General features: G+C 67.4%; 24 protein-coding genes, 1 tRNA gene and 1 pseudogene. 11 read left to right on the forward strand and 15 right to left on the reverse strand.

Annotation, left to right across the window (positions count from 1 at the left end):
• Positions 1–3: 3 nt before the first annotated feature.
• The 5 genes from QR64_RS09250 to QR64_RS09265 form a co-directional block, all read right to left on the reverse strand.
• On the reverse strand, positions 4–798 hold the full coding sequence (locus QR64_RS09250) for a hypothetical protein (RefSeq protein ID WP_006552627.1): 795 nt from the start codon (positions 796–798) through the stop codon (positions 4–6).
• A gap of 106 nt (positions 799–904) precedes the next feature.
• Positions 905–1,561, reverse strand: a complete 657-nt coding sequence (locus tag QR64_RS09255; RefSeq protein WP_039584983.1) for a hypothetical protein — start codon at positions 1,559–1,561, stop codon at positions 905–907.
• A 108-nt stretch (positions 1,562–1,669) separates the two neighbouring features.
• Positions 1,670–1,996 (reverse strand): SelT/SelW/SelH family protein, encoded by a 327-nt coding sequence (locus tag QR64_RS09260; RefSeq protein ID WP_039584985.1) that lies wholly within the window; start codon positions 1,994–1,996, stop codon positions 1,670–1,672.
• 218 nt (positions 1,997–2,214) lie between these two features.
• A complete protein-coding gene (locus QR64_RS27165) occupies positions 2,215–2,376 on the reverse strand; it encodes a hypothetical protein (protein ID WP_019290926.1) in 162 nt (53 codons plus the stop codon).
• Between the two features lie 83 nt (positions 2,377–2,459).
• Positions 2,460–3,602: a glycosyltransferase family 4 protein gene (locus QR64_RS09265; protein WP_039584986.1), complete on the reverse strand. Its 1,143-nt coding sequence runs from the start codon at positions 3,600–3,602 to the stop codon at positions 2,460–2,462.
• Between the two features lie 176 nt (positions 3,603–3,778).
• Here QR64_RS09265 and QR64_RS09270 point away from each other — a divergent pair, with 176 nt between their 5' ends.
• From QR64_RS09270 to QR64_RS09285, 4 genes are read left to right on the forward strand one after another with little or no spacing between them, the layout of a single operon-like run.
• The gene (locus tag QR64_RS09270; RefSeq protein ID WP_052227257.1) at positions 3,779–5,770 is read left to right on the forward strand and encodes a hypothetical protein; all 1,992 of its coding nucleotides are present in this window, start codon (positions 3,779–3,781) and stop codon (positions 5,768–5,770) included.
• 5 nt (positions 5,771–5,775) lie between these two features.
• Positions 5,776–7,260, forward strand: coding sequence for an archaeosortase/exosortase family protein (locus tag QR64_RS09275; RefSeq protein ID WP_235367073.1), 1,485 nt, complete (start codon positions 5,776–5,778; stop codon positions 7,258–7,260).
• Positions 7,245–8,720: a glycosyltransferase gene (locus tag QR64_RS09280; protein WP_039584989.1), complete on the forward strand. Its 1,476-nt coding sequence runs from the start codon at positions 7,245–7,247 to the stop codon at positions 8,718–8,720. The genes QR64_RS09275 and QR64_RS09280 overlap by 16 nt, the downstream gene beginning before the upstream one ends.
• Positions 8,717–10,363 (forward strand): glycosyltransferase family 39 protein, encoded by a 1,647-nt coding sequence (locus QR64_RS09285; protein WP_200886492.1) that lies wholly within the window; start codon positions 8,717–8,719, stop codon positions 10,361–10,363. The genes QR64_RS09280 and QR64_RS09285 overlap by 4 nt, the downstream gene beginning before the upstream one ends.
• On the opposite strand, the gene QR64_RS09290 is transcribed toward QR64_RS09285, so the two are convergent.
• The 3 genes from QR64_RS09290 to QR64_RS09300 form a co-directional block, all read right to left on the reverse strand.
• Positions 10,355–11,419: a beta-mannosidase gene (locus QR64_RS09290; RefSeq protein ID WP_039584990.1), complete on the reverse strand. Its 1,065-nt coding sequence runs from the start codon at positions 11,417–11,419 to the stop codon at positions 10,355–10,357. The genes QR64_RS09285 and QR64_RS09290 overlap by 9 nt on opposite strands.
• Before the next feature lie 87 nt (positions 11,420–11,506).
• The gene (gene dcd, locus QR64_RS09295; RefSeq protein ID WP_016696219.1) at positions 11,507–12,097 is read right to left on the reverse strand and encodes a dCTP deaminase; all 591 of its coding nucleotides are present in this window, start codon (positions 12,095–12,097) and stop codon (positions 11,507–11,509) included.
• 34 nt (positions 12,098–12,131) lie between these two features.
• Entirely contained in the window at positions 12,132–12,767 is a 636-nt protein-coding gene (locus QR64_RS09300) for a TetR/AcrR family transcriptional regulator (protein ID WP_006552639.1), read from the reverse strand.
• 108 nt (positions 12,768–12,875) lie between these two features.
• On the opposite strand from QR64_RS09300, the gene QR64_RS28855 reads away from it, so the two are divergent.
• The 3 genes from QR64_RS28855 to QR64_RS09305 all read left to right on the forward strand — a co-directional run bounded on the left by QR64_RS28855 (position 12,876) and on the right by QR64_RS09305 (position 13,247).
• Complete coding sequence (locus QR64_RS28855) at positions 12,876–12,992, forward strand: hypothetical protein (protein ID WP_367890697.1); 117 nt, start codon at positions 12,876–12,878, stop codon at positions 12,990–12,992.
• Complete coding sequence (locus QR64_RS25770; protein ID WP_063714189.1) at positions 12,989–13,186, forward strand: hypothetical protein; 198 nt, start codon at positions 12,989–12,991, stop codon at positions 13,184–13,186. Before QR64_RS28855 ends, QR64_RS25770 begins: the two co-directional genes overlap by 4 nt.
• A tRNA-Gly gene (locus QR64_RS09305) sits at positions 13,177–13,247 on the forward strand. The genes QR64_RS25770 and QR64_RS09305 overlap by 10 nt, the downstream gene beginning before the upstream one ends.
• A gap of 161 nt (positions 13,248–13,408) precedes the next feature.
• Here the strand turns inward: QR64_RS09305 and QR64_RS09310 are convergent.
• The 4 genes and pseudogenes from QR64_RS09310 to QR64_RS25780 form a co-directional block, all read right to left on the reverse strand.
• Entirely contained in the window at positions 13,409–14,296 is an 888-nt protein-coding gene (locus QR64_RS09310) for a hypothetical protein (protein WP_039584991.1), read from the reverse strand.
• 206 nt (positions 14,297–14,502) lie between these two features.
• Positions 14,503–16,098: an alkyl hydroperoxide reductase subunit F gene (gene ahpF, locus QR64_RS09315; RefSeq protein WP_033096297.1), complete on the reverse strand. Its 1,596-nt coding sequence runs from the start codon at positions 16,096–16,098 to the stop codon at positions 14,503–14,505.
• Positions 16,099–16,244: 146 nt separating this feature from the next.
• A complete protein-coding gene (gene ahpC, locus QR64_RS09320) occupies positions 16,245–16,808 on the reverse strand; it encodes an alkyl hydroperoxide reductase subunit C (protein WP_006552642.1) in 564 nt (187 codons plus the stop codon).
• A gap of 462 nt (positions 16,809–17,270) precedes the next feature.
• Positions 17,271–17,440, reverse strand: a pseudogene (locus tag QR64_RS25780) (DUF2630 family protein); the annotation flags it as partial.
• A 100-nt stretch (positions 17,441–17,540) separates the two neighbouring features.
• Here QR64_RS25780 and QR64_RS09325 point away from each other — a divergent pair.
• Complete coding sequence (locus QR64_RS09325; protein ID WP_039584992.1) at positions 17,541–17,963, forward strand: hypothetical protein; 423 nt, start codon at positions 17,541–17,543, stop codon at positions 17,961–17,963.
• 92 nt (positions 17,964–18,055) lie between these two features.
• On the opposite strand, the gene QR64_RS09330 is transcribed toward QR64_RS09325, so the two are convergent.
• Positions 18,056–18,562, reverse strand: a complete 507-nt coding sequence (locus QR64_RS09330) for a VOC family protein (RefSeq protein ID WP_006552646.1) — start codon at positions 18,560–18,562, stop codon at positions 18,056–18,058.
• Between the two features lie 236 nt (positions 18,563–18,798).
• On the opposite strand from QR64_RS09330, the gene QR64_RS09335 reads away from it, so the two are divergent.
• Entirely contained in the window at positions 18,799–19,227 is a 429-nt protein-coding gene (locus QR64_RS09335; RefSeq protein WP_006552647.1) for a hypothetical protein, read from the forward strand.
• A gap of 3 nt (positions 19,228–19,230) precedes the next feature.
• On the opposite strand, the gene QR64_RS09340 is transcribed toward QR64_RS09335, so the two are convergent.
• On the reverse strand, positions 19,231–20,016 hold the full coding sequence (locus QR64_RS09340) for a DUF1206 domain-containing protein (protein WP_006552648.1): 786 nt from the start codon (positions 20,014–20,016) through the stop codon (positions 19,231–19,233).
• Positions 20,017–20,196: 180 nt separating this feature from the next.
• Between QR64_RS09340 and QR64_RS09345 the strand changes: the two genes are divergently transcribed.
• Positions 20,197–23,508, forward strand: a complete 3,312-nt coding sequence (locus tag QR64_RS09345) for a bifunctional proline dehydrogenase/L-glutamate gamma-semialdehyde dehydrogenase (protein ID WP_039584993.1) — start codon at positions 20,197–20,199, stop codon at positions 23,506–23,508.
• 294 nt (positions 23,509–23,802) lie between these two features.
• Here QR64_RS09345 and QR64_RS09355 read toward each other — a convergent pair whose 3' ends face one another.
• The gene (locus QR64_RS09355; RefSeq protein ID WP_235367075.1) at positions 23,803–25,533 is read right to left on the reverse strand and encodes a hypothetical protein; all 1,731 of its coding nucleotides are present in this window, start codon (positions 25,531–25,533) and stop codon (positions 23,803–23,805) included.
• A gap of 111 nt (positions 25,534–25,644) precedes the next feature.
• Here QR64_RS09355 and QR64_RS09360 point away from each other — a divergent pair, with 111 nt between their 5' ends.
• Complete coding sequence (locus QR64_RS09360) at positions 25,645–25,968, forward strand: hypothetical protein (RefSeq protein WP_024102029.1); 324 nt, start codon at positions 25,645–25,647, stop codon at positions 25,966–25,968.
• The last annotated feature ends 59 nt before the right edge of the window (positions 25,969–26,027 follow it).

Raw genomic sequence — 26,027 nt, forward strand, 5'->3', positions numbered from 1 at the left:
CCGTCAGCTGCCGAGCAGCCAGCGCGGACGGGACCACATCTGCCAGGTCTCGGCGACGCGCGCTCCGGCCGCGAGATAGAGCGGGGTGACACGCGGCCTGGTGAGTCCGCACATCGCGACCGGGCCGCGCTGCGTGTGGGTGTGGGCGGCGCCGGCCCGGATCAGCCGGTTCGCGTATCCGCGACGTTGCCGGCCGGTGCGGGTGCCGAGCGACCACACCGTCCGGATCGGTCCGCTGTCGACGAGCAGGGTGCAGGACTGCAGAGCTGCAGCCCCGTCGTCCGCATCCGCGTCGTCGAAGATCCCGATCACCTCGACGCCGGTGGTGCGGGCGACGACGTCGGCGTAGGCGACCGCGGCGGTCCCCGGGGCGATCCCGAAGGTCGCGGCGGCGAGTTCGCGGGCATGCACCATGTCGTCCTCGCCGAGAACCCGGAGGCCCGGATCGATCGGAGCGTCGTGGGCGACGAGGTAGGTCAGGTCCAGCGAACCTGCACACACCCAGCCGTGGTCGGCGAGAACCTGGGCGGCGCCGAGGCCGTCTCCGGCGAGCAGGACGATCGACGGGTGACCGGCCTCCGTCAGCGTCTCGTAGACATGCTGGGCGTGAGCGGTCACGTCGCCGCCGTGGACGAGCGCGAGGTTGTAGTCGGGGTCGGGGGCTGCGGTGATGCCGATCCACCAGCCGTCACCCTCGGACCAGTGGCCCCCGGACGTCAGCGGCCGCATGCTCGCGCCGTACGCACGTCGCAGTTGCAGCGACGATGCGAGAACCGTCGCGATCGAGGCGGCGTCCACCCCTTCTCCTTCCACTGCCACAGAAATCGACCCCGGATCACATCTACAGGGTCGGCACGAAAACGGCATCGGCGGCACCCGATGGGTGCCGCCGANTGGACTCCGATCAGAGGTAGGCGCCGATCAAGTCGCGCAGGAACTTGATCGCGAACTGGAGCGGGTCGACCGGCTCCGGCTGCGACTGGGGGGCCGGCGGAACATTGTCGGCCTGGGGCGCGGCCTCGCCCTGCGGTGCGGGCGCGGACTCGGCCTGCGGCGCGGACTGTGCCTGCGGAGCCGACTCGCCCTGCGGTGCGGACTCGCCGCCGCCGACCGTGACGGAGATGCCACCGGTGAAGGGGCGACCGGACGCGTCGAAGATGTTCTCGTACTGCGCACCCGAGGCGTCCTGGCAGCCCCAGAAGACGTTGTAGGTGCCGTCGGTGATCGACTCCGGGCCGGCCTGCGAGGGTGCGCCGTCCTTGATGTACAGCGCGCTCGAGGTGCTCGTGTTGGTCACCGAGAAGCTCGTGCCGGCGGGCTGCGCGTCGATGCGGCCCGACGGATCGGCCGTGTCGACGGTGCCCGGCTTCAGGACGTAGGTGACGCAGGTGACGCCGCGGTCGACGTCGGCGCGCGTCAGATCGAAGTCGACGACGATGGCGCCGTTCTCCGCCTTCGCCGAGACGCTCGGACCCGCAGCGGACGAGACGCCCGGAACGACCAGTGCCAGCAGTGCGGCACCGGAGGCCGCGACTGCAGCCTTCTTCGCAACAGAATTCATCGATTTTCCTCCCCGTATTTCGATGTCGGCGACCACTTTCGTGAGCGGCACGCCGTCGACCGTGCCCGACGCGCGTAGAACGCGGGCACATATACGAGAACGTTACCGCTAGATGTCGTTGCTGTCGCGACGAGGTGGGGCATCGGCCCGGGCGGCCCTATCCACATGCCCGAGATCACGATCCGGCTCCACGAGATCACGCACTCGCTGCTCGAGCACGACGATCTCGGGAAAGCCCTTGTCCTCCTTGCGGTCCCACACGACCGTGTCGTCGACAACGATGCGGAACACTCCCCCCGTCCCGGGAACGAGCGCGACCTCGCCGAGAGCGGTACCGAAGGTGTTCAGCATTTCCTGCGCCATCCATCCGGCGCGCAGCAGCCACTTGCACTGCGTGCAAAAGGTGACCGCGACGCGGGGAGCCTGCTCGGTCATGAGCGACAGGATATCTCCGCCGGAAACAGGCCCGGGAATAGGTGAAGCCCCGGCAATCGTGGTGGTGGATCGGCCGGGGCTTCTGCACGGACCGGCGATGGGGGGTAGCCGACCCGTGCGGCCGTCCTCACATGGGGGGACAGGAGGACGACGCGGAACCGAGTCTAGACACGAGAAATTGTTACTCGCGAGTATCGCGCAGGCGGACGTCCGGCGTGTCAGGAAGCGACGGGAGGATTCGCAGGATCGCGCTGCTCCCGCTGCATCTCGACGAGCTGTTCCTCCCTCTCGGAGACGAACAGGAACCGACCGACCGCGAGCGCGCCGAGAGCCGAGAGGCCCAGCCACGCCGCCAGCGCCGATGCGATCCACACCCACATGGCTCACAGTGTGCGCGAATCCGCCGGGAACACCAAACATCGGCGATCACAACATGGTTGCAAAAGCAATACTCGAGGCCGCCTCACGATGTGACGCCCGTCGCCCACAAGGCGTTCACCATGGCCGGCAACGTGACTTCGATGTCGTGGCGCTCCTCCACCCGGCGACGCGCGGTGACGGCAATGACGTTCCGCAGGTCGGGAGCGGACATCAGTCGCCGCAACGCCTCTGCCAGAGCCTTCGCATCGCCGGGCGGAACGAGCAGTCCCGCGCCGTCGGCCAGATGCTCGGCGGTCCCTCCGTGATCGGTGCCGACGACGGGCACACCGTGCGCCATCGCCTCCAGTGCGACCAGCGGCCCCGCCTCCGGCGAGGTGCTCGCGGAGACCATCACGTCCCACACCGCGAAGACCTCGGCGGGATCGACCCGACCCAGGAACGACACTCGTCCGCGCAGGTCGGGGGCGTGTGCGCGACGCCGCAGTTCGTCGAGGAAGGCTTCGTCGCCGGGGAACGGTTCCCCCGCCACATCGAGACGGATCCCGGGCACCTCGGCCACCGCCTCGAGAAGGACACGGTGTCCCTTCCATTCCGTCACCGACGCGAGGATGCCCACCCGCACGGTCGAGGCATCGGGAGTCGAGTCCTCGGGAGTCGAGGCATCGGGAGATGTCGACCGGGACGGAACAGGCGGGATCGGGACGCCGTGCGGTGCGACGACCACCGGATATCCGCATTCACGGACCGGCACGGCCGAGGCCCGCGAGACGGCGACCGCTCCACCCACGGCACCCCTGCCCATCCGGGCGACGATGCGCTGCTTACGGGAGGACAGAGTGTCGTGCACCAGCCACCCGGTACGTTCACGGTGGGACGTGCCGAGCACGGCGAGCCGCAGGGACGGCAATGCGAACAACGAGTTGCACACGACCCGCGGCCGCTCCGCGGCGAGCACGCGACGGAGCCTGCGCGCTCCCACCAGCCACCGCACCGGAAGACCCGCCAGGCCCGCGATCCGCCCGACTCCCCTCTGACCCCACATGCCCAGCCGGGGCAACCGGACACGGACGCATCCGGCCGGGAGGGCGTCGGCGAGCGGCCCGTCAGGGCACGCCACCACGACCCGACGCCCCTGCGCGAGAGCGACGTCGACGAGCATCAGCATGACCTTCTCGGCACCCGACCGCTCACCGGTGTGCGCGACGAACAACAGCGGATCGCTCACGGCGCCGCAACCGTCCGATCCCTCGCTGCTTCCGCCACGGGGCCTCCTGATTCGTCCGATTCGAGTCGTCGGCTGAAATCGAGGCCGGCCGTCGTTCCGTTACAACAGCGCAACGTCACACCGAATTGTTGCCGCGTCTGCAATATTCTCGTGATCGGACGCAATACGCTGCTCGAGTGACATCGCCCAGAACCGGTCGCCGTTCCCGTCGCACCCTCGTGCTGGCTCTTGCCGCCTCGATGACGTTGTGCGCGAACCCGCTTACCGCTGCAGCGCAGGATCTCGAACCGACGGAACCGACTCCTCCGGGCGAGGTCGCATTCCCGACCCGCAAGCTCGGGCTCGGGCCGAACATCGAATTCCGTGGCAATTCCGATGTCGTCACACTCGCATTTCCTGTCCCGGCCGGAAATACTCCCGCCTTCCTGGACACCACCGCCGAACTGCCCACGAATGTCGCGCGCGGATGGATCGACGTCGTCTCGGACGGGCGCCTGCTCACCCGCGTGGAACTGCCGCCCGGTGGCGCCATCGTGCCCCTGTCGATTCCGCTCGCCGGGGCGAAGGTGGAGAACGGCGCCGCGGTGGTCTCGCTCGATCTGCACCTGGTCGCCGTCGACAACATCTGCCCCGACGACTGGACGCTGGGTTCGGTACGTCTGCGCGACGGTCTGGTCCGGTACGCGGGCACACCCGCGGCGCCGCAAGCGGTCGCCGACTACCTCCCGCCGGTCCTCGATCGCCTCGAGTTGTATCTGGCCGAGGACCCCACGGACGCCGAAGCGGGCGTCGCCCTCGACCTCGCAGCGACCGTGAGCGCCCGGTATCCCGGGCGGCAGGTGCCCGTGGACGTACGTGAACTCCCGGCGAACGGCCTACCCCCCGCAGCCGACACCCCGCTCGTCCGGCAGATCGTCGTCAGCGAGGGCGACCAGACGGGTGCGGAGGTCGTGCCGGTGCCCGACGGGCCGCCCGCCCTGTACGTCCGAGGCGACGCCCAGACCCTCCTCGACCAGGTAGGCCTGGTGAACAGCATCCTGTCCGGTCTTGCCGTCGGTTCCGACGTCGCCGTCGGCACCTTCGACGTCCCGCCCATCCTCGCTCCGGACTCGACCACCCTGTACGACCTACGCGTGTCCGACCTCGAGACGAGCGGTCTCGGCCTCGCCGACGTACACCTCTTCCTCGACCAGACCGAATTCGGGCGGCCGGTGCGCGATGTGCGCATCGACCTGCAGGGCACCTACACCCCGCTCCCCGCCACCCAGGGCGGGTCGATCACCGTCTCCGTCGGCGACATCATGCTCGATTCGTGGGCCGCCGACGCGAGCGGCGTCATCGACCGTGTCGTCACGGTTCCGAACTCGGCCCTCGGGCGGCTCACCGACATCAGTGTCGAACTCCGCACCACCGGCGCGCAGCAGCAGTGCGGTCTGCAGCAATCCGTCACCCTGCGCATCGACGGCGGCAGTCGTGTCTTCAGCACCCTCGCGGATCCGCCGCTGCCCGTCGGCTTCCCGTCGCTGCCCCAGACGCTGATGCCGAAGGTCGACGTCGCCACCTCCGATCGCAGCCTCGTCGACGTCGCCCGTGCCGTCGAGCTCGTCGCCGGGCTCCAGTCGCTCACCAGCCGTCCGCTCGACCCCGAATGGGTGACGATCGACGAAGCGCTCGCCTCGTCGGGACCGGCAGTGATCGTAGCCGCGAACGGTCTCCTGCCCGAAGATCTGCAGTCGCAGCTGCCGCTCGTCCGCACCGAGGACCGCCGATTCGAGGTCCGCAACGCCGACGGCGAGAGCACCAGCCTCACTTTCGGCACCGAGGTGGACTTCGCCTCGTTGCAGGTCGTGCGGGACGACGGACGCACCGTGCTGGTCGCCACGTCGACCGGTGCTCCCGAGGAACTCGATCGGACGCTCGACTGGCTCTCCGCCGAGCCCGGTCGCTGGTTCGAACTCGAGGGCAGCGTGCTGTTCACCGCGCCCGACCGCGAACCGATCACCCTCATCGATCCCCACACCCGGGACGACGACGTCGACGCGGCGTCGTCGGAATCGGACAGCACGGTGACCGCAGTGGTCGTCGCGGGGGTCGTCCTGCTCGTCGTCGGTGCGGCGGGCGCCGCGGTGTGGTCGCTCACCCGTCGGCGCCGTCCGCAGTCGCGGTGAACACGATGACCACGACAACCGAGCATCCGTCGTTCATCGAGCGGTTCTTCACGAACGCGATGCTGCACACCACCAATCGGTGGATCGCGATAGTCGCCGCAACCCTGATCGGCTTCCACTCCACCTGGCTGCAGCTGCTCGACGAGATCCGCACCGGCACCACGGGTGGTTACGTCCTCATCGTGCCGCCTCTCGTCGCGATCGTTGCGATCGGCATCACGCGGCAGCGGAAGAACGAACTGCCGATCCACGACCGACAGACCGACATCATCACGTCGGTGCTCCTGCTGCTGATCGCGCTCGCGATCAAGGGGCTGCTGATGCCGCGCTACGCGACGAACTATCAGGTGATGCACCTCGACGTGCTCGCCGCGTGGGTGTTCGTGTGCGGGGCGTGCGTCGCGATGTTCGGCCTGCGCGTGACCGCGGCGTACTGGCAGGCGTGGGCGATGCTCTTCCTGAGCTCGCCCGTGCTCTACCGGATCGTGCTCGTCGAGGCCGGGGGCACGAAGCTCGCGGCGGGACAGGTCACGCTCGTGCTCGCCGCCACGGCTGTCGGACTCGCGACGCGGCGCACCCGGGCCCGCGGATTCTTCTACGGCTCCGCAACATTCGTGACCGGTCTGATGGTGCTCGTCCTGGTCGATCAGCGGTGGCCGGACGCACCCATCGCCGTGTCGCAGTACGTGCCGGCGGTGGTCGCGACGGTGGTCGTCGGGGCCGGTGCCTATCTGTGGACCTACCGCGGGCTCGCGCCACGCACGCTGCCACCGAATCCGGTGTCGGTTCCCCAGGCCGTGCGCGGAGCGATGTGCGTCGCGGTGGCCACCCTGCTCGCCGCACTCCTGCCGCTTCCCGACCAGCGCCTGACGCCGGTCTCGGTCGGGCCCCCTTACTCGGGCACCGCCACCCAGATCGTCCCATCCGGATGGGTGCAGTTGTCGTCCGTCGACTACGACTGGCCCCGCGCATACTTCCGTCAGGGATCGGTGCTGCGCCGGCAGATGCTCCGGGCGGAGGAACCGAACCCGGAGTGGGATCGGCTGCTGCGTCCCCGCACCGTCGCCGTGCAGACCCTGCAGGTGCGTCGTGTCGGTTCGTTCGCGGTGTACCCCACCGAATCGATGTACGCACTGGGCAAATCACGGGTGAGCCCGAAGGAATATGTCGATCTGGGTCGCGGCGTCACCGCCGAGTACTTCACCGTCGTCGACGACAACCTGCTCCTGACGTGGAGCCTGCTCAGCTTCGTGTGGACCCGCAGCGACACCGTCGCCCAGCGGGTGAGCCTGCTGACGGTGGACAACCACGAACTCGATGCGCCGTTCCCGCAGCCCGAGCCGAACACTGTCGCCAACGCACGCACTCTGATGCGAGTGTTGTTGCGCGGCAACGGCACCGTCGAGGACACCGATCCCGAGTACAAGGACCGTTCCATGCTCATCGAGGTGGGTCGCGAACTCGTGGAGGCGCAATGGCAGGCCGAGTGAACGTCGGCTCGGGACACGATGTTCCGCCCGAAGACACCGTCGAGTTCGACGCCTACCGGACCGCGGCCCTGCACGAAGCGGTGCACGGACTGCGCGAACGCAGCCCCGTCTCGTCGGCGTCGGTCGCCATCGTACCGTGGCAGAAATACCTCGGATTCGCACTCGCGGGGGCCTTCGTGCTCGCGCTCGTCGTGGCGACGAAACCGACCCTGATCGTCTTCACCGTGCTGTGCACCTTCGGGTACATCGCGACCCTCGCCGACCGGCTGCTGCTGTTCACCCGCGGCATGGCACGCGACGCGCAGTTCATCGTCGACGACGAGGAAGCTCTCGCCCTCACCGACGACCAGTTGCCGCCGTACACGGTGCTCGTCCCCGCTTACAACGAACCCGAGGTGGTGGGCGACCTGCTCGCCGCGATGGCCGCGCTCGATTATCCGGCCGACAAGCTCCAGGTGTTGTTGCTGCTCGAGGAGGACGACACCGTCACGATCGAGGCCGCGGAGAAGGCCGGGCTCGGCGAGAGCGTCGAGATCCTGCTCGTCCCGGCCGCCGACCCACGGACGAAACCGAAGGCGTGCAATTACGGACTGCACTTCACGACGGGCGAGATCGTGACGATCTTCGACGCCGAGGACCTCCCCGAGCCCTTGCAGTTGCGCCGGGTGGTCGTCGTCTTCGACCGTCTCGGCGACGACGTGGCATGTGTGCAGGCGAAGCTGGCTTTCCACAACGGAACCCAGAATCTGCTGACCGGCTGGTTCACCGCCGACTACGCGCTGTGGTTCAACTTCATCCTTCCCGGACTGATGAAGTCGCACTCGCCGATCCCGCTCGGCGGGACGTCGAACCATATCCGCCGATCGGTGTTCGACGAGATCGGTGCGTGGGATCCGTACAACGTCACCGAGGACGCCGATCTCGGTGTCCGGATCGCCGAATCCGGCTACTCCACTGCGGTTCTCGACTCGACCACGCTGGAGGAGGCGAACAGCGATCCGATCAACTGGGTGCGGCAGCGATCCCGGTGGTACAAGGGCTATCTGCAGACCTGGCTGGTCCACATGCGCCGGCCCGTCCGGTTGTGGCGGGTGATCGGCACCGCGGGGATGCTGCGTTTCACGACCCTGCTCGCGGGCACGCCGATCATCGCGTGCCTGAACATGGTGTTCTGGATGACAACGCTCGCGTGGCTGCTCGGCCAGGCGGAACTGATCGAGGAGATCTTCCCCTGGTACGCCTACTTCCCCGCGCTGATCTCGCTCGTGTTCGGCAACGTCGCCGTGATGTACATGAACTTCGTGGCGTGCCGCGAGACGGGCCACTCGAACCTGTGGTGGCCGTGCCTGACCGTGCCGTTCTACTGGGTGCTCATGTCGATCGCGGCGATCAAAGGCACCTATCAGCTCATCCGTAATCCTTCCTACTGGGAGAAGACCTTCCACGGGTTGTCGTCGTGAGGACCCGCAGCACGTGGGTGTTCTGGACCGCCTGCCTGATCTATCTGGTGGTAGGACTGTGGCTCGCGCTGGACGTGCAGTACTACCAGGGTGATTCGCTCAGCCGTGTCAGCGCTGCGCGGTCGGTGCTGCTCAGCCGCGACCCGCACCTCGCCGCCATCGGTTTCGTGTTCACACCCCTCACCGCGCTCGTCCAGGTGCCCCTCACAGGACTGTCGGCGTGGTTCCCGGGACTGTCGGCCTATGCGGTGACGGCCGTGCTCATGTCGGCGCCGTTCATGGCCGGCGCGGCGGTGCAGATCCACCGCGTCGCGTGCGATCGCGGCTGCACGCCGTGGTTCGTGTGGACGGTGACGGCGGTGTTCGCCCTGAACCCGATGATCGTCTACTACGGCGCGAACGGGATGAGCGAGGCGCCGTTCCTGTTCGCCTTGTGCTGGGCCGCGCGTCGCCTGATCCGCTGGTGCAGCACCGACGACATCCACGACCTGGCGCTGGCCGGAATCGCCCTGGCACTGGCGTATCTCGCGCGGTACGACGCGCTGGCCGTCGGCGGGGCGGTGACGGTCTTCGTCGCACTGCTCGTCCGGTACCGATCGCGACGGTACGCTCCCGGCTCGGGATGGCAGCCGGCGATCATGGACGCGATCCTCGTCGCCGCTCCCCTCGCCCTGGCCTTCGTCGCGTTCGCCGTGACGAGCTGGCTCGTCACCGGTGAATGGCTCGCGCAGTTCACCTCGGCCTACGGCAACGCCGCCATCCTCGAGCAGAGCGGTGGCGGGTCGTCGGGCGGGCTCGGTGCGATCGCCTTCTCGCTCGCCGAGACCGTCGTGCTCGGGCCGGCGCTTCCGCTGCTGATCCCGGTCGTGGCGGTGCTCGCATGGCGACGACGCGATCTCGAACCGCTCGTGCCGTTCGTCGTCTTCGGCGCGGTCCTGGGCTTCGCGGCCCTGTCCTACGCACGCGGAATGACCTTCCCGTTCCTGCGCTTCTACATTTGCGCGATCCCGCTGCTCGCGGTGTGGGTCGTACAACTGGCTCCGCGACGTGGACTGCTCACGGCACGACGCCCCGGGCCGCATGCCGTTCCGAGGGCGGAGGACCCCAGCGGCGCAGCACCCTTGGGTGCGGTGCTCCTGGTGTGCAGCCTGCCCGTCACGTTCGTCGCGATGGGCTCGCCCACCCTGTCGCAGGAACAGCACGCACTGCGCACGGTCCTGTTCCCGGACGACAACGATCCGTCCGAGGTGCGTGAGAAGCAGCGACAGGTGATCGCGGCATTCTCCACGGAACGACGCATCGCCGAATACCTCGACGCGATGGACCTACCGCCGGGCTCGGTGCTGATGGACACGGTCTACGGGTTCGCGATCTTCTCGGCCACCGAACGCCCCGAGACGTTCGTCATCCCTTCGGACTCCGACTTCACGGCCGTGCTCAACCGCCCTTCCGCCTCCGGGGTCGAGTACATCCTGACCGTCCCCAACGAGGGCCGCGGAACATCGGACGCCGTCAACCGCCGCTACCCCACCATCTACGAGACCGGCAGCGACATCGCGGTACTCGAACTCGAAATCCCCAACGACGGTGCCGACCAACCCGATTGGCGACTCTTCCGGGTACTCGACCGGACGTCACCCTGAGCCGTGGTGACGCCGTAGGACGTAGTGGACCGGGTCGTCCGGGCCGATGTCGTAGGTGCACTCGTCCGGTCGCGGGTCGGGGACGAACGACCACATCAGTGCGCCATCGGCCCCGAGATCGCGGTACCGCGTAAGCGTGCGGTCGACGATATCGGCACGTTCGCTCACCGCGCGGCACGAACCGGCCCGGACACCGAGTTCGGCGACGAGCATCGGCTTCGACAATCCGTCGAGCCGCCGTTCGAGGAACTGTGCGTCGTCATAGTCGTGGTACTGCACCACGTCGAGCTGCTCGGCGTCGGTGACGGTCGCGAAATCGTCGCCGGCGGAACCGCACTGGTCGCCTCCGATGGTGCCGACGGTGACGAGCCGGTCCGGGTCGTGCTCGCGGACTATGCCGGCTGCTTCGTCGATCCAGTTGCGGAGCAGCCGAGCACCGCCGGGCAAGCACTCGCGTCGTTCGAGGGCGCACTCGTCGTCGGTGCAGGTCGCGGTCTCGGGTTCGCCGATCAGCTCCCACATCGCGACCGCCGGTGACGAACCCCACCGTTCGACGGCGGTCGCGACCCAGTCGTCGTAGGCGAGCACATGACCCGGCAGCGGGTCGTGCCAAGCGGCGTCGTACCAGTCCGCCTGCTTGTATCCACCCGCGTCGCAATCACTGTCCTGCGGGGCAAGCACCGGGATCAGGTACACCCTGTGCCGCTCGGCGGCGTCGAAGACGGCATCGAGCGCCGTGAAGTCGAGCGTGCCGCCGATCCGGTGGACAGCGTGGGACTGGAAGGCGTCGAAACGCACGATCGAACGCGGCGCCAGCGTGCCGAAGAAGTCGTCGAGGTCCACCTCGGCACCGCATCCGTGGTTGACCTCCCAGCGGGTACCGAGCTGGTATGCGTTGAGTCCGGCGGGCCACCACGTCCGGCCGTCGAGGACGAGCCGGTCACCGTCGGCACGCACTACCGGGAGATCCTCGGGAGACGAGGGGCGCGACGAGGTGTCCTGCGCGCAGGCCGCGAGCAGGAGCAGCAGTGTGGTGGCGACCGCAGCGACGCGCACATGCAGAGATTAACCCGGGCGAGAGGGCGCCCGACCCGCACGGACGAGATTCACCCCGGGGTTCGTCTGCGACGTGCGCAGGACGAACTAGCTCGGACGCGCGTCGGGATGCTTGTGCACGAAGTTCAGGTACGCCTTCGACGGCGTAGGCCCGCGCTGGCCCTGGTACTTGGACCCGACCTTCGCGCTGCCGTACGGGTGCTCGGCGGGGCTCGTCAGCCGGAACAGGCACAGCTGACCGATCTTCATGCCCGGCCACAGCGTGATCGGCAGGTTAGCGACATTGGACAGCTCGAGGGTGATGTGCCCGTCGAAACCCGGGTCGATGAACCCGGCCGTCGAGTGCGTGAGCAGACCGAGCCGGCCCAGCGACGACTTGCCTTCGAGGCGACCGGCGAGGTCGGCCGGCAGGGTGCACCGCTCCATCGTCGACCCGAGCACGAACTCGCCGGGGTGCAGCACGAACGGCTCACCCTCGGGAACCTGCACCAGCGACGTCAGTTCGTCCTGCTGCTTCGCCGGGTCGATGTGCGTGTAACGCGTGTTGTTGAAGACGCGGAACAGGCTGTCGAGTTTGACGTCGACACTCGAGGGCTGCACCAGCTCCGGATCGAACGGGTCGATGCCCAGATGCCCGGAGGCGATCTGGGCGCGGATGTCGCGATCGGAGAGCAGCACGCGTAGAGGTTAACAATCGCGCGGCCGCGGGGTTCTACGTGGCCGAGTCGCGTCGCAATTGGGCCGACATCGTGATCAGCAGTTCGGTGCACTCCTCGACGACGTCGTCGTGGCTCAGCGGCACGGTGCCGTCGAGCCAGGCCGTCAGCGCCTGGGCGAGTCCGCCGACGACGTAGTGCGCCGCCAGGTCGAGCCGGGGGCTCGGGGTGATGGCGTAGATGTTCTCGGCCTGGGCGGTGACCAGCCCGGCGAACATGCGGGTCGAGTCGAGGCGCCGCTTCGCGAGCTGCGTGTTGGCCTGGCTGACGGAGAACAGCATGCGGCCGAGCCGCGGGTCCTCGTCGATCTCGCGGACGATGTTCTCGACGCAGGCCCGCACGATCGCGCGGTCGTCGTCGGCCGGTGCCGAGGCCACGGCGGCGAGCGTGCTCTCGGCGATGCGCTGGACGACATGGTCGTAGACGGCACCGGTGAGCTCGTCGCGGTCGGCGAAGCTCTCGTAGAAGTAGCGCGAGGCCAGACTTGCGCGCTTGCAGACACCGCGCACCGACAGGGTGGCTTCGCCGTCGGCAGCTCCGAGGAGATCGAGACCGGCCTCGATCAGCTGCGCTCGCCGATCGGCCTGTCGTTCCTCGCCTGCGCGTCCACCGTAGAGCCGTCCAGTTGCCATGCCTCTATCTTCGCAGCGTCCGCTTCCGTGCCGCGCAACCTCCGGTCTTTACCGTCGGCGCGCATCTGGGTGACAGTCGTGGTCACTTCTGACGATGCGGGACATTCGATGACGACGCCCGTCGACAAGGCACACGCGCAGGTGCGCGCCACCGAGTCGAGCCCGGCCGAATACAACGCGATGGACCCGGAAAGCAGCACTGGGAGGACAACCTCCACAAGGTGAAGATCGACGACACGATTTTCGAGCAGATGCTGCTGCCGTGGACGCCGCGCGACCAGCGTCGCTTCGACCGCGGCGGCGGGCTCTCGGTGTGGTCCAGGGGTCCCGCGATCGACCCGGAGAGTCTGCTACAGTTTGCTCCGAAAGCTCGGGCCGGAGTCGACGAGAATCGGCAAAAGCCCAGCGTGCCGATGTAGTTCAATGGTAGAACATCAGCTTCCCAAGCTGAATACGCGGGTTCGATTCCCGTCATCGGCTCTCACACGAAGCCCCGACCATACGGTCGGGGCTTCGTCGTATGCGGGGCCTTCGTCGTATCGGGGCCGACGTTGTTGTCGATTTTCCCGCGTTCTTCGACAACAACACCTACCTCGACAGCCCTACCGGCAGCCTTCGAGGTACGCGCGGCTCCCCGAAGTTCACTGGAGGTACGACGCGTAATCGGCGTAGGGCACCTGACCCGTGGGGCTCGCCTCGATGGCCTCGGCAACCTCGGGCGGGATGGGAGCCCAGTAGGCCGGCATCGCGGCCGCGAGGGAAGGGCTCACGGCGTAGATGAGAGCGAAGTTCACGATCCACAGCGGTGGCGCCATCGACATGCCGACGGTCGAGACGACGTCGCCCTTCGTATTGGTGACCAGCTGTGCGGCGCCGGATATCTGTTGCGCCGCGAAACCGAAGGTCGCTTCGATCGGGTACGCCGACCGGTACAGCGCCACCAGCGTGTCCGTCGCGTCGTTGTTCCGCAGCCAGGTGTCGACGTACCCGCCGGGCGCGATGAGCGTGTTCACCTGCCTCGTCGGCGCCGACGCGTTGGCCGGGCTCTGCAGCATCCCGTCGGGCGTCACGTAGAGGCCGTAACTGCCCAGCACCGTCGGGGTGGAGACACCGTTCACGTCGGAGTACAGGGGGTGGCCGGTCGTATTGATGAGGATGTCGATGGAACCCTGGATGATCTCGGCGGCCTCCTTGCTGCCGCCCACTCCCCCGCCGGTGGTGAAATCACGGGCCTGCTGCTCGGACAACGCATCTTCAGGCTTCAGCCCGATCTGCCGGGCGATGTCCTCGGCCCATTCCCGACCGAGCGGAGCGTGCAACCGGGACGGGTCGGTGACCTGCGTCGGCGCCAGATGCTCGTAGGCCGGTGCTCCGGAGAAGGGAAGCGAGAATCCCGTGGACTCGTCCGCCGACGCCGCGGGATTCACCCACACGGCGACCAGTCCCATGAGCGCCACCGCCGTGGCGGCTCTGCGATACAGGCGTCCTTCGCGTCTGCGCCGCCGTTCGGACTTCCGTGTGCTGCGCATAGGTCGACCTCCTGGGACACCGTCGCGATGGGGACACACGTACGCATTTCAGTGAAGCGCCGGGGTAAAGAGCGCGTCAATGCCTGTGCTGGGTGAATTGGGGGAGGATATGGGCGATTTCCGCAGAATCTTCGACAACAACCTCCCCGAGGAAGCAACGTGGCCGCCACCCGGAAGGGGTGACGGCCACAGGGCTGCAGTGACGCCTAGACGGTCGCGGCGACCGCTTCCTCGGCCTGGGCCGGGGCGCTCGTGCGGATGAGGTGGTCGAACGCGCCGAGCGCGGCCGTCGCACCCGCACCTGCGGAGACGATGATCTGCTTGTACGGGACGGTCGTGCAGTCGCCGGCGGCGAACACGCCGGGCACCGAGGTGCGGCCGTGGTCGTCGACGACGATCTCGCCGCGTGGACTGAGTTCGACCGTGCCGGTGAGCCATTCGGTGTTCGGCAGCAGACCGATCTGGACGAACACGCCGTCGAGCTCGAGGGTGCGCGACTCGTCGGTGGTGCGGTCGGTGTAGGTCAGGCCGGTGACCTTCGAACCGTCGCCGAGGACCTCGGTGGTGAGGGCGCTGACGATGATGTCGACGTTGGGCAGGCTGCGGAGCTTGCGCTGCAGCACCTCGTCGGCGCGCAGGACCGAGTCGAACTCGATGAGGGTCACGTGGGCGACTACGCCGGCGAGGTCGATCGCGGCCTCCACACCGGAGTTACCGCCACCGATGACCGCGACGCGCTTGCCCTTGAACAGCGGGCCGTCGCAGTGCGGGCAGTAGGTGACGCCCTTGTTGCGGTACTCCTGCTCGCCCGGCACGTTCATCGCGCGCCAGCGGGCACCGGTCGCGAGAACGACGCTGCGCGAAAGCAACCGGGCGCCGCTCTCGAGCTCGACCTCGACGAGGCCGCCCTCGGTGGGGGCCGGGGTGAGCTTCGAGGCCTTCTGGACGTTCATGATGTCGACGTCGTACTGGCGGACGTGGTTCTCGAGCTCGGCAGCGAACTTCGGGCCCTCCGTGTAGGGGACGGAGGAGAAGTTCTCGATGGCCATGGTGTCGAGCACCTGGCCACCGAAGCGCTCGGCGAGAACGCCGGTGCGGATTCCCTTGCGGGAGGCGTAGATCGCGGCAGTCGCGCCGGCGGGGCCGCCACCGACGACGAGGACGTCGAAGGGATCCTTCTCGCTGATCGCGGCGGCGGTGCGCTCGGCGGAACCGCTGTCGAGCTTGCCGACGATCTGCTCGAGGTTCATGCGTCCGGAGCCGAACAGCTCACCGTTGAGGAAGACGGTCGGCACTGCCATCACCTGGCGTGCGTCGACTTCGTCCTGGAAGAGCGAGCCTTCGATCGCGGTGTGCTTGATGCGCGAGTTGGTCACACACATCACGTTCAGGGCCTGCACCACGTCGGGGCAGTTCTGGCACGACAGTGAGAAGTAGGTCTCGAAGTGGAAGTCGCCCTCGAGGTCGCGCACCTGCTCGAGCAGCTCCACGGCCTCCTTCGAGGGGTGGCCGCCGACCTGCAGCAGGGCGAGCACGAGGGAGGTGAACTCGTGGCCGAGCGGGATGCCCGCGAACTCGACCGCGATGTCGGTGCCGACCCGGCGGATCAGGAAGGAGGGGCGACGGGTGGCTTCACCGTCGCGCACATGGGTGACCAGATCGGACATGCCGGCGATCTGATCGAGGAGATCGGCGAGTTCCTTCGACTTCGGCCGGTCGTCGAGGGACGACACGAGCTCGATCGGCTGGGTGACCTTTTCGAGAAGGGACTTCAACTGGGCGGCGAGGGAGGCGTCGAGCATGAGGATTCACTCCAGAGGTGGAAGAACTGTGACCGGAAGAGATGGGAGTCGGCGAACTTCTCAGCTCGAGCCGAGCGGACCCGGACGGTGCCCGGTGGCACGGGACGTTCGATCCCGTGCCACCGGAACGAGTTTCCGTCGACGAATCAGATCTTGCCGACGAGCTCCAGCGACGGAGCGAGGGTGTCGTCGCCCTCTTCCCACTTGGCCGGGCAGACCTCGCCCGGGTGGCTGCGGACGTACTGAGCGGCCTTGACCTTGCGAACGAGCTCGGCGGCGTTGCGGCCGATGCCTTCAGCGGTGACCTCGGTGAACTGGACGACGCCGTCCGGGTCGACCAGGAAGGTGCCGCGATCGGCAAGGCCCTGGTCCTCACGGAGGACCTCGAAGTCGGTGCTGATCTGCAGGGTCGGGTCACCGATCATGGCGTACTTGATCTTGCCGATGGTCTCGGACGAGCCGTGCCATGCCTTGTGCGTGAAGTGCGTGTCGGTCGAGACGGAGAAGACCTCGACGCCGAGCTTCTGCAGCTCCTCGTAGTGGTCCGCGAGGTCGCCGAGCTCCGTCGGGCAGACGAACGTGAAGTCTGCGGGGTAGAAGAAGAAGATCGCCCACTTGCCCTTGATGTCCTCGTCGGACACGGTCACGAAGGCGCCGTCCTTGAAAGCCTCGGCCTTGAAGGGCTTGATCTTCTTGTTGATCAGCGACATGTAGAAACCTCACTCGTCTCGATGGGGTTGACGGCTTCGACGTTATCCGCGAACTATTAATTGTGCCAATCGATAGTTTCTAGAAATTCAATAAGCAAGGGCTATAACACGGCATTCGGCCAGGTCGTTGCTTTTCCTTCCTCACGAATGTGACAGAACACACAGCCTTTGCGACAGAGCACTCCGGCCCGTCCGGAAGGGAAAGATGGAACCGATACACTCACGACCGAGCTACCGCCGCACCGGATCCGGTGAACCCCTACCCCTCCTGCACGGGATCGGCGCCACGATGGACGACTTCTCCACCCTCGTCCCGCACCTCGCCGAGCACTTCGACGTGCTGAACGCCGAACTACCCGGCTACGGTTCGTCGCCGAAGCAGAACGGTCGACCCACCGTCGGCGCCCTACTGTCGGTAGGACTCGACCTCGTCGACCGGCCGCGCCTGGGCGTCGTCCGGGNTTCGCGCGACGCTGCCGCAGCAGGTCCCAGTACTGGTCGAGCCTCTTCTCGACAGCGGCCAGCCGCTGCAGGTCCTCGTCGCTCGGACCGTCCGCGCCGGTTCGTGAGCGCAGTGTCTTCTCTTCGTCCACCAGCTTCTCGATGTGCTGGAAGAGTTCGTTCTCGTCCATGGGAAACTCCCTCGATGTGGTGTTCCGTCGGCATAGCCTCATCCGGCAGGAGTGAAACCGCCGCCGGTTTCGCACCGGGCCGGCCGGGTATCTCCTCGACATGAGCATCGAAGACGGTCCCGGCGACACCCTCAGCCCCAGCGAAGGCCTCGACGCCGACGAAGTGCGGAACGACGACGGCGACGAGGTCGTCGACCCGCCCGAGGACTGGAGCGGCGCCGACAAGTTCGGAACGACCCAGCGTGAAGAGCAAGAAGGCGAGTCGCTGGACCAGCGCCTCGCCGAGGAGGAACCCGACGTCGAACCCGCCGAGCCGCTGGACAAGCCTATCGCGGCGACACCGGCGGACGAGCTCACCGAGGACGTCGACGAGGTGATCGACGACGCCACCACCGGCGCCCCCGAGGACTCGAAACTCGCCGACGAGGTCGACGGGGTGATCGTGCAGGATTCGCGCGTCGACCGCGGTCAGATCAGCGGCGCCCCCGAGGACGGGGAGTCGATCTTCCCGATCGTCGAGTAGGAGTTCGGCGAACAGACGAAGGGGAGGTTGTGTGCGTGTCCGGTAGACGGACACGCACACAACCTCCCCTTACCCCGTGCTAGCGCTTCGCGCTAGAGCACCTTCGAGCCGTACATCTCGCCGAGCGGGTCGGCGATGAGTTCGAGGCGGGCTCCGTCTGGGTCGCGGAAGTACAACGAGACGTCGCTGTGTTCGACGAGCTCGACACCTGCGTCGATCAGCTTGTCGCGCAAGCGCTCCCAGGCGGGAAGGGCGACGCTGATCGCGATGTGGTGCAGACCGCCGAAGACCTCCTGATAGGGGCCGACGTCGAGACCGGGGAAGTCGAAGAAGGCCAGCAGATTGCCGTTGCCGATGTCGAAGAAGAAGTGCGAAGAGCCGGGATAGTCGCGGTTCTCGATCAGCTCCGTCAGCGGGAACTCGAGGAGATCCTGGTAGAAGCGCACGGTCCGTTCGACGTCGCTGCTGATCAGCGCAGTGTGGTGCAGCCCCCGCGCCGACGACTGCGGGCGCGCGTCGGCAGGCTTCAGGTGTGCGTCGCGGATGAGTGCACGCCGACGCTCGAATTCTTCGTAGCGCTGCTGCTCGTCGGCGATCATCGATCCACCTTCTTTCCGATGTGGTTGCTTTCTCAACCAGGATGATCCCAACTAGTTGCGTTGTCAACTAGTTGGGTCGAGGCGGTAGCTCTTCGTGACCCGGGGAGTCACGGACCGGGTACGACGATCTCGTCGCCGTCACGTCTTCTTCACGAACATCCGATTCGCCCGTTCCCCGGATGTCGAGTGCGGACGATGAATATGTCGGGGACTCACCGCGGTTCCGAGGAGATCCCATGAACCATCGCAGGACCCTGCGTGCGACGGTCTCGTTGCTCGCACCGCTCGCACTGCTCGCCGGTTTCGCACCTGCCGCGAGCGCAGCGGCGGATACGGACACCCGAGGATTGTGGACGGTCAGCACCCGCGGAGACACCGTGCTGGTGAAGCTGATGTACACGTCCCCACCGGACGAGGACCACCCCTTCATCTGCGTCGCGGCGCTCGGCACCGGCGAGTCCGGAATCGCGGAGATCTTCGGAGCGAACTACCAGACCCTCGAGTTCACCGGGATCGCCGCAGGACTCAACATCGCGACCGCCAGTTGCGAAGACAACGACGGGGAGCTGCGGCCGGTGGGCGCGATCGAGTTCGAGTTGCCCGGCCCACCGACCCTCCACTACGTCGCGACCGAGTCGTTCTGGTTCGACGACGCAGACGACTGAGCGTCACATCTTCGCGTCGCGGGCCATGACGAAGCTGTAGAGGCCGTAGACCGCGATGCCGAGGCCCATGAGAACGAGCAGCACCGTACCGAAAGGCTGCGAGCCCAACGTCTTCAGAGCACCGTCGAGGCCCGCTGCCTTCTGCGGGTCGGCCTGGAAGACCGCGACGATCACCAGAACACCGACGAGACCGAGCGCGAGACCCTTCGCGACGTAACCGACAAGCCCGAGACGTTTCACGAACGTGCTCGGGTGGCTCTTCAGATCGTCGACGAAGTTCTTCGACGCGCCCTTGTAGACGTGGTAGGCGCCCACACCGAGGATGACGAGTCCCGCGACGACGAGGACGAACTTGCCGGCACCGGACTGCAGCAGCTTCGCCGTCAGACCCGCGTTCTGTTCACCACTGGACTTGCCGCTGCCGCGGGCGAACCCGAACGCGGTGTACGCGAAGGCGAGATAGACGACACCGACGCAGGCGGCCTTGAACCGGTCGAACGCTTTGTCCTTCATGTCGGCGTCGGGTTGTTCCGGTTCGGACGCCTTGCCGAAGGTAGCCTCGGCGAACCGCCACAGGCCCATCATCACGAAGACGACGACGGCGATCCACAACGCGATCTTCCCGCCGGGCTGCTCGCCCAGTTCCGCCATCGCACCGGACTGCGACGCCTCCTGCTCGCCGCGACCGAACGCGACCCTGATCGCGAGGTAGCCGATGAGCAGGTGCACGATGCCACTGCCGACGTAGCCGGCACGTGCGAACTTCTCGAATACACCGTTCTGCGCCATGCGCTCGGCGGATGACGCCGCGCCACGTGACGCGGGGGCCTGACGGTTCACTCTCGTCTCCTCATCGGTCGGGACTGTCCCCTTCGCGCTGTATTCCCGGCACCGCGGACCGCAAACGCGAACCGGCTCCGGTGGGTAGATTGGCGTCAGGTTCGAAACGCCGTCGATCGGAGGCGCATCGTGCGGATCGTCGAGGATGCTGTCGCTCTGGCCCGCCGGTGGGTGGAGGAATCGTCGAAGGTCGCACCCGACCGTGCGGCCCGCCACCTCGCCGACGTTCTGAAGGATCCCCACGGACTCGAGTTCACCGTGCGCTTCGTCGACGAGGTCATCCGCCCCGAGGATCCGGCGACCGCAGCGCATGCCCTTGCCGAATTGTCGCGGAACATACCGGATTTCCTTCCCGTCCACCTCCGCGCGGCCGTGCGGGCGGGCGGCGCGATCGGTCCCCGCTTCCCGCACCTCGTCGTCCCCGCCGCGCGTCGCGCGCTCCGGACGATGGTCGGGCACCTCGTCGTCGACACCGACGATGCCGCGCTGGGCCGGGCCATCGCACGACTGCAACGCCCCGGCATCCGGCTCAACCTCAACCTGCTGGGCGAAGCCGTCCTCGGCGAGGCCGAGGCGCGTCGCCGTTTCGAGGGCACCCATGCGTTGCTGGCACGTGACGACGTCGACTACGTCTCGCTCAAGGTCTCGGCGGCCGTCGCGCCGCACTCGCCATGGGCGTTCGACGAGACCGTCGCGGACATCGTCGAGCGGCTCACCCCGCTGTACCGTCTCGCCGCGACCTCGCCGACGCCGAAGTTCGTCAATCTCGACATGGAGGAGTACCACGACCTGGACGTGACGGTCGCGGCGTTCACGACGCTGCTCGACCGTCCCGAGTTCCTCCATCTCGAGGCCGGAATCGTGCTACAGGCGTATCTGCCCGACGCCCTGACCGCCATGATCGAACTGCAGCGGTGGGCGGCGGCGCGACGCGCAGGCGGCGGCGCCGCGATCAAGATCCGGGTGGTCAAGGGCGCCAACCTGCCGATGGAACGGGTCGACGCGTCGCTGCACGGATGGCCGCTCGCGACGTGGAGCACCAAGCAGGAGACCGATACGAACTACAAGCGGCTGCTGCACTACGCGTTCACGCCCGAGCGGATCGAGAACGTGCGGATCGGGGTGGCCGGGCACAATCTCTTCGACATCGCCTACGCGTGGGAGCTCGCCGGTCGCCGGCAGGTGCGCAACGGGATCGACTTCGAGATGCTCCTCGGCATGGCGCAGAGCCAGGCCGAGGTGATCCGTCGACACGTCGGCAGCCTGTTGCTCTACACACCCGTCGTCCGCCCCGACGAGTTCGACGTCGCGATCTCGTATCTGGTGCGTCGGCTCGACGAGGGTTCGGGGCAGGAGAATTTCATGTCGGCGGTGTTCGATCTGGCCGACGATCCCGCCCTGTTCGGACGCGAGGAGCAGCGGTTCCGTGCGTCGGTGGCGGCGCTCGACGACAGCGTCCCCTCCCCCAACCGCACGCAGAACCGGCAGGGTCCTCCCACCCCTGCGCCGCCGGTGTTCACGAACACACCGGACACCGATCCGTCCCTGCCGCAGAACCGGGAGTGGGGGCGCCGCATCCTCGAGCGGGTGCCGTCGTCGAAACTCGGTATCGACACCGTGCGCGCCCACACCCTCTCCTCCGAGGACGACCTCGAGCGCGTGCTGGTCGACGCGAACGCGGCCGGTCGTGTCTGGGGTGCCCGCAGCGGTGCCGAACGCGCACGGATCCTCGAACAGGTGGCCGATGTGCTCGAGGCGCGGCGCGCCGATCTGCTCGAGGTGATGGCGGCCGAGGGCGGTAAGACGCTCGACCAGTCCGATCCGGAGGTCTCGGAAGCGATCGACTTCGCGCGGTACTACGCCGAGCTGGCCCGCGCGCTCGACGAGATCGACGGTGCGCGGTTCGTGCCGTCGACCCTCACCGTCGTGACGCCGCCGTGGAACTTCCCGGTCGCGATCCCGGCGGGGTCGACGCTCGGGGCGTTGGCGTCCGGTTCGGCGGTGGTCCTCAAGCCCGCGACGCTCACGGCTCGGTGCGGGTCGGTGCTCGCCGAGGCGATGTGGGATGCCGGCGTGCCCCGCGACGTCCTGCACCTCGTCCACGCCGACGAACGGTCGCTGGGCACGAAGCTCGTCTCCGACCCGCGCGTCGACCGGGTGGTGCTCACCGGTGCCTACGAGACCGCCGAACTCTTCCGTTCGCTGCGTCCGGGGATGCGACTGCTCGCCGAGACGAGCGGCAAGAACGCGATCGTCGTGACGCCGAGCGCCGATCCGGATCTGGCGGTGCGCGACATCGCGCAGTCGGCGTTCGGGCATGCCGGGCAGAAGTGCTCGGCGTCGTCGCTCGTGATCCTCGTCGGCTCCGTGGCGACCTCCCGCCGGTTCCGCGACCAGCTCGTCGACGCGGTGCGGTCACTGCCGGTCGGGCCTGCGCACGATCCGCGAACACGTATGGGGCCGTTGATCGGACCGGCGCAGGGCAAACTGCTCACCGCGCTCACCGAACTCGACGACGGCGAGTCGTGGCTCGTCGAACCGCGCCGGCTCGACGAGGAGGGCCGGCTGTGGACGCCAGGTGTGCGCACCGGGGTGCGAGGCGGGTCGCGCACGCATCTCGTCGAGTTCTTCGGTCCGGTGCTGGGGGTGATGACCGCGGCCGATCTGGACGAGGCGATCGCGATCCAGAACGAGGTGGACTACGGGCTCACGGCGGGTCTGCACTCGCTGGATTCGGACGAGATCGCCCGCTGGCTCGATCGGGTGCAGGCCGGGAATGTGTACGTCAATCGCGGTATCACCGGTGCCATCGTGCGACGGCAACCCTTCGGGGGTTGGAAGAAGTCGTCGGTGGGAGCGGGCTTCAAGGCGGGCGGGCCGAACTATCTCTTCGGCTTCGGTTCCTGGGAACCGTGCGCCTGGGACGAGGACACGCTGCGCCGGGCGTTCGAGGACGACGAGCGAGCATGGACGTCGGAATTCGCTGTGGCACAAGATGTCACAGGACTCTCGGCAGAGCGGAACCTGTTCCGGTACCGGCCCGTTCGCACACACGTACGCCTCGGTGAGGCCGGGCGGCCCGACGAACTCGTGCGCGTGCTCGGTGCCGCGGCCCGGGCGGGCGCGCCGGTGGAAATCTCTTCGGCTTTCGCCGTCGATCTCGTAAGATGCTCGAATACAGCACGTTTCGGCGGTCGCGTGCGCGTGGAGAGTGATGTGGAATGGGAGGAACGGATCGTCGACACGACCCCGGCGCGTGTCCGCCTGATCGGCGCAGCGCCGCCCGCCGAATGGAACACCCGATGCGACATCGCGGTGTTCGACCATCCGGTGACCGGATCCGGACGAATCGAAATGCTGCCGTTCCTGGCCGAACAGTCCGTCACGATCACCGCTCATCGATTCGGCACACCGCACCGGCTCACCGACGAGATCATCTGAAAACAAACCCCGAAGCGGTTCTGCCGAAGCCCTGTGAACCCCGACACTGTGAGGTGGAATAGGAAAATGGATATCGCCACGACACCCCCGACCGAACGTCGCAAGCTCGCACTCGCCGCAGTGAAGGAACTCGGACCCCAGCGGACCGAGAAGGCCGTCCTCAAGGTTCGTTGTCCCAAGGGCCACACCGTAGCGGCGGTGTACAACACCACCGAGGGGCAGGTCGTGGTCTCCCGCAGCGGTCCCGGCGGCCGCGGCAACCGCGACCGCGAAGCGACACCGCACAACGGCACATCACTCAATTCGGAGTATGTGGACACCCTGGAGGTGACGCAGTTCGAGGACGACGCCATTCCGTCGGGATGCGCGTGCGGTCCGCGCTCGCTGTCGCGGAAGAAGATGCAGGACGCCGTGGCGACACACGCTCACGTCATCAACCTGACCTGATCCCTCACAGACCGAAACGCAACTGCACCCGGAACACTCGAGCACCTCGTCGACCCACCCCAGGATCGACAGCGTCGAATCGATGTTCTGCGGTGGCGTACGCACAAGGGTGTCGTGCCGGAGCAGACGCTCGAAATCCACGGCGACAGGACCGTTTCGCACCGTTCCGTTCGGCGACCGGAATTCGACGCCGGCACGCACCATCACGTCGATGATCTCCTGGGCGAGGATCCCGTAGGCGACCGTCGTCGGGTGCACACCGTCGAGGGAGAACAATCCCCCGCTGTCGCGACCGCCGTGACCGTCGGCCGACAGGAAACGCGTGTCCGGTACCGGGTCGAGCGCGGCGAGCGTCGGCGGTAGCGGGTACGGCTGCCACCACGCGGGTCGCGCATCGAGGTCGTCGACGTAGCGGCGCGCGGCCAGGCGGTCGAGGATGCCCGCGGTGTCGAGCAGATACCAGTCCAGTCCGGCACGTCGCGCGTCGGCGACCGCTTCGGTGATCGTCTCGTCGAACAGGTCGATCGCGGCGTCGACCATGCGGGCCTGCGCACCGGTGATGTGTTCGTCGCGGCTCGCATCGAAGCGGCGCGCGTCCACCCACGGCCGGGTGTAGTAGGGGAAGTACGGCGAGCCGTTCTTCGTCCCGATCCCCCGGGCGATCGGAGCGATGGTGACGTGCGGGACGGTGCACAGCACCACGTGCCGCGCGTCGATGTCGCGGAGCTTCGCGACGACAGCCGCGAACTCGCTGTCGAAATGTTCGGGCCGCCAGATCGTGTAGGCCTGTTTCGCGTCGAGGTCGCGGAAGTCGTCGCCGCTCCACACGACCTGCAATTCGGTGACGGTCTGCAGCGCGTTGTTCGAACCGAGGAAGACGACGAGTGTCTCGATGCCCGCCTCGGTGTCGCCGTCGTGCTCGGCACCGAGTTCGGCCGCGACGTCGAACAGTGTCATCTCGCGGCGCCGGTCGTCGGTGTTCGGATAGACGTACAGCGCCGCCCGCTCCCCGTTGTTCTCGACGAGTTGCCGCACGAGATCGTCGCGGGGTGTTGCGATACGTTCGGCGCAGACGCGGGCGGTCTTCTGCAGCGCGTCGCGCAGATCCCAGCCGAAACACGACAGGTTGTGGAGATATCCGACGAGCGGTGGTGTCGCGCCGGGTCCGCGTTCCCAGTAGTCCTCGACCTCGTCCATGAAGCCGCGCGCCGTGAACAGCGCCGTCGGCAGCTCCCACGGTTGCAGCGTCGATCCGTGCCGCTCCTCGATCCGGCGCAACAGCACTTCGACGTTCAACGGCAGTCCGCCCGGTCCACCGAAGCGCGGGTATCGGAGATCGGCGCCGAGCTCGTGGGCGACGATCGCCGGGACGGAGACGTCGGTGTTGTAGATCGCGCCGCTCTGGAAGCCCTGCAGCAGGGAGTCGCCGAGCGCCACCAATCGGTGTGGCGGTGTGCCGCGGAAGGACCGGGGAACGTCGATGCCGAGGGTCGGGTCGAACACCGGCACCCGCGGCGGCCGGGCGGCACGGGCCACGACCGTGTCGGGTGTGCCCTCCGGGATCTCGTCGGCCGTCATCACGCCTCCTCGGCCCCCCTCATCGAGGGTAGACAGACGGCAGCACCGTCGTGGCCGGATCCGGGATCGTCGACGGTGAACCCGATCCGGGCCGGCGCGTACCTTCGGAGCATGAGCGACGCCGACTTCGCCCACACCGATCGCGCCGAGAAGAACCGGCGGGACAAGGCCGTGACCCTGGCCCGGTATGCATGGAACCGCGGCATCTCGGGAGCCGAACTGCTCGCCATGACCGACGAGACGCGACGCAAGCTGGCGCGGGCCGCGGATGCGCATCCGCCGCGCACGATGGAGACCTGGGAACTCGCCGCGAGATTGATGGACGAGAAGACGGCGTGGGCGCAGAAGCACCCGGATCATCCGGCAGCGGTCCGCACCGACGAGGACGAGAAGATCATGTGGGTCAAACCGCCCGTGCGGTCCTGGTTCGAGTGACCCGGAGGAAATTGCCTTGCAGCAGAAGTTACCGAGTGCAACAATTTCCGATCGCCTCA

Source organism: Rhodococcus sp. Chr-9 (assembly GCF_000801125.1).
In the GTDB taxonomy this organism is placed as follows: domain Bacteria; phylum Actinomycetota; class Actinomycetes; order Mycobacteriales; family Mycobacteriaceae; genus Rhodococcus; species Rhodococcus pyridinivorans.